This window comes from Desulfonatronospira sp. (assembly GCA_003563255.1).
Classification (GTDB): Bacteria; Desulfobacterota; Desulfovibrionia; order Desulfovibrionales; family Desulfonatronovibrionaceae; genus Desulfonatronospira.
The window spans coordinates 1-3,983 of record PWSL01000123.1 but is presented as its reverse complement, the minus strand read 5'-3'; the positions used below and the strand labels follow the sequence as shown (position 1 = coordinate 3,983).

Sequence of the window (3,983 nt, the reverse complement as noted above, 5' to 3'; positions counted from 1 at the left end):
CTATGCGTCCTGCCCTGGCCAGCACAAGACCCAGATTGAGATGGGCAGGAGCAAATTCTGGTCTTATTTCAAGGGCTTTCTGGTAATGCCAGGCAGCTTTCCGGATCCGGTCCTGATCTTCCAGGGCCTGTCCCAGATTGTTGTGCGCTCTGAAATTATCCGGTCTATTTATCACGGTATCCGACCATAGAGCCACCGGGTCCTGCCACACCGTATTGCGCTGATAGGTAACAGCGGCCAGGAAAATCAAAACAAACAGCCCTAATACCAGAGCCGGGGGCTGCCAGCGGCGGAAAATTTCCCAGAAAACCCATCCCAGAACCAGAGCAAAACCGAACATGGGCAGGTAGAGCCTGTGCTCGAACAGTGCATCGCTGATAGGGATGAGACTCGACTCAACTGACAGGGCTATGTAGAACCAGAAAATGCCCAGGCATACCGCAGGCAAAGCTCTACGCAGGATTATGCCTGTGGCTGCCAGAATCAGCAGAAGCAAAAGTCCCCACATGGTCCAGCCCTGGAAAAGGCGGTCCACAAAGGGATACATATAGTCCAGGCTCAGGTTGACCGGCCAGATGAGCAGGCCAAGGTAGATGGTTACCACCTGAAACTGGGTCAGCAGATACTGCAGCCTGCTTACCTCAAGGGTCTCCCGGGTACGTTCATCGGTTTCCTCCAGAAGCCTTCCCATGGAGATTTCTCCTTGCAGAACCCCTGCGCTGTACAGGGCGAACAGGAAAAACAGAGCGCCCAGCGGAGCCATATAAGCCATCTTCTTTTTCCATCCGGCCCAGGTGCGGTCAAAGAGTGTGTACTCCACCAGCAGAATGGCCAGAGGAAGGCTGAGGGCGATCTGCTTGCTCAAAAAAGAAGCCAGGCCGAAAACAAAACACAGAATGAATAAAACCAGGCTCCTGAAAGGAATCCAGGGCCTCACCATTACAGGCGAAAGCATGAACTGCCTGCCCAGAATGTAACAAAGCACGGCGGCCAGATAGAACATGGCCGCCATGGAAGTATAGCGCTGGATGATATAGGTCACGGCCTGGGTCTGTACCGGGTGCAGGGCAAATATTAGAGAAACAAAGGCCGCGGGAATGATCGTCCGGTAAAGTCCGGAGTTTAAAGAACCGTCGGACGAATCCAGGCGCCTGAATATCAAAAGAGCCAGAAAATAGACCAGAAAGGCCGATACAACATGGATGATCAGGTTGAGCAGGTGGTAGCCGTATACTTCCAGCTCGCCAAAATGATAGTTAAGGGCAAAGGTGAGATCAACCAGCGGTCTCTGGGCCGTCAGGCTGTCCAGAGTCAGAAAATTGCCTGGATCTCTTATCTTCTGGTTTTCCTCTATAGCGTGTACATCGTCAAACACAAATGGGACGCTGAAAGTGTGATGGTAACCAAGGACAATGCTCCCGGTTATCACTGTAAGCACCAGCAAATGAAGAAAAAAAGCTTTTATGCGCATGCCCGATATTTCCGCATGGTTTTTTGCTGAATCTGGCCTCATCCCCGGAATAAGTATATCAAAAAGTCCGGGTCAATTACTTTATGCTGGCCATCTCCGACCAATACCTGTATGAATCCATCTCCATCCGTCCTGACCGGATGAAACCTGGATAAATTCCAGATTAATGGCTTATGTCAACCGTGAATCTTTAATATCCCTGAACCTGCCTAAAAATTATACCTGAGCATGACCTCTCCGGAAATCCCCCTGTCCCTGATCATGCGAAATGTACCGGGTGTCTCATAACGTTTGTTGGTTAGGTTTCTCAGGTTCAGGCTCAAATCCATGCCCTGTATGAAAAAATCTTCAAAATCCGCTCCGGCGTGCAGAAGCCAGACACCAGGAGCCCGCTCAAATTCATCGGCGCGGGCAAATATGAGCCGCCTGGATGAAAAATATTCCAGGCGGCCATGAACGGAAATGTTGTTGCTTGCCTGCCACCGAGCCATGAAATTGAACATGGACTTGGGGCCTGTGTCAAATGGAGGACGATAAATCTGGGACACATCCGCAAACGTCCCGTCAGGCCGGATTTCGATAACGGTGTCTCTGAACAGGTCGTTTGATCCTTTGTTTTCCAGCAGGGTCAGGTTGGACTCCAGGTCCAGACCCGGCATTGGACTGTAGAATGCTTCCAGCTCCAGACCGAATATGTCTTGATTATTGGGATCGGAAGCCAGGCCAAGATCCTCTGTGACATGGCTGGAAATCCGGTTGTAAAAAAAAGTGCCCGACAGGAAAAAACTGCGGCCCGGGTCCCAGATCACTTGCAGGGAATAGTTCTCGGACTTTTCCATGTCGGGTTTGTCCTCTTCGATGAGCTGCCTGGCAAAGGGAGTCCGGTAGGATGTGCCGTAAAGCAGTTTTAAGGTCCATTCCTGAAGCGGCGACCAGACCAGGGCCGCGCTGTGACTCATGTTGTCCTGGTATTCCCGGTGAAAATCCTGTCTCAGACCGAACATAAGGTCGAAATCTCCGAGCTTGTGGCTGTACTGTCCAAAAATGGACCACACATGGTTGGAAAAATCCGTGGTTGTAAGTACAGGCCGGAAATCCCTGTTCTCCGGAACCACAAAAACTGGAATGTAACCGTCCCAGACAGGCGCGTCGCGTATTTCCTTGTGTTTATAGGAAAGACCCGCGGTCAGAAGTCCGCGCGCGCCGAAAAGGGACCTGTCCAGAAGGGCCTCCGAATAATATGTCCTATCCTTCTGAGTCAGCTCCTTGTCTATTATTTCATGCTCATGGTTCAATCCGCTGAAATATCCGGAAAGCCTGAGCTTCGTCTCCAGGTTCAGCTCATGGTTGGCGTCAAGCTTGAAAAAGCCTGAGGTCAAGCTCCTGGACTCGATCCAGCGCTGATCACCCACGTGGTTTTCAACTGTATACGGTCGGTAACTGTTGCTCAGGCGTCCTGAAAGACTGATATTTCTGCCCAGGTTGAGCCTGGCGTAAGAGTCAAGATAGTGGGCATCTCCGGAATTCTTGCTCCCGGTTCGCATTTCCGGCGGCACAGGTCTTGAACCGTTATAATCAAAAAAAGAAACAATGTTCGCCCGGCGGTCATCCTCTTCTCCCTGTCTGGCGCTCAGAGCCAGGAATCCGTCCCAGGCTCCGGCGTCGTGACCCAGCTTAAGGTGAGCTTCCCTCTGGCATCCCGGAGATCCGTACAGTATGCCTGCATCCGCTCCCTGGAAATCCTTCCCGCTCAGGGGCACGACATTGACCACGCCGGCAAAGGCATCAGGACCCCAAAGAACGGAAGAAGGTCCGCGTACGATTTCCACCTGCTTGACGGCAAAAAGAGGCAGTTCATGACCGATGGGCTGAAGTGACTTGGAGATTTCCGAACCCAGGGGCACTGTATCATAAAGAAAAAGGGCCGAATCCGGAATTCCGCGCAAATACGGCTTGTACCGCCCCTCTTTCCGGGCCACGTGAAACCCCGGAGAGCTCTTAAGCAGGCTGCTTAATGTCCTTTGACCTCTGGCCTGAAAATCCTCGCGGGTGATCAGCTGAGCCACGGCAGGGGCTCTTGCAGGAGTTTCCTCTCTTCGGGAAGCAATGCTCAAAAGTTCGATATCTTCTCCCACGAACAAGAGCATTGTTCCATCGTCGGCACCCGCCCAGGACGCGTATGGAGCCCACCAGATCATCAAGAATGTCATTATGAGAATGTTTATCGATTTAGGCATGGGTATTGTTCAATGTTCAACATTCAATGTTTCCTTTCCGACTTTCTCAGATAACGGATGAATCCGTTAAACAGCATGGATATACTCAGACATGAATCCGTCAAACCTGAACGCTGCTCATCAGAAAAATACCCGCTATCAAGACCAGCATACCACAAACTCCTGACCTCAGCACATGACCCCCCTGGCGACAATAAGAAATTGGATAAACTCTTTATTGGTATGACGGTCAAAACCCTCAGCTATATTTACATTATTGAGATGGATGCGCGCTG

General features: G+C 51.2%; 3 protein-coding genes. All 3 read right to left on the bottom strand.

All coding sequences use genetic code 11. From position 1 onward, the window contains the following. Window positions 1-1,471 (bottom strand): tetratricopeptide repeat protein (locus QZP87_RS03470; protein WP_291321523.1); only part of this gene is annotated, 1,471 nt, incomplete at its 3' end. A gap of 209 nt (window positions 1,472-1,680) precedes the next feature. After that, window positions 1,681-3,708 carry a TonB-dependent receptor gene (locus QZP87_RS03465; protein WP_291321522.1) on the bottom strand — a complete coding sequence of 676 codons (2,028 nt, stop codon included), beginning with the start codon at window positions 3,706-3,708 and terminating at the stop codon, window positions 1,681-1,683. Between the two features lie 168 nt (window positions 3,709-3,876). Then, a complete protein-coding gene (locus tag QZP87_RS15490; protein WP_363330983.1) occupies window positions 3,877-3,954 on the bottom strand; it encodes a hypothetical protein in 78 nt (25 codons plus the stop codon). Between the last annotated feature and the right edge of the window lie 29 nt (window positions 3,955-3,983).

Excerpts from the sequence above, each read along its gene's own strand:
- QZP87_RS03465 (WP_291321522.1), bottom strand. The coding sequence starts at position 3,708 with ATGCCTAAATCGATAAACATTCTCATAATGACATTCTTGATGATCTGG.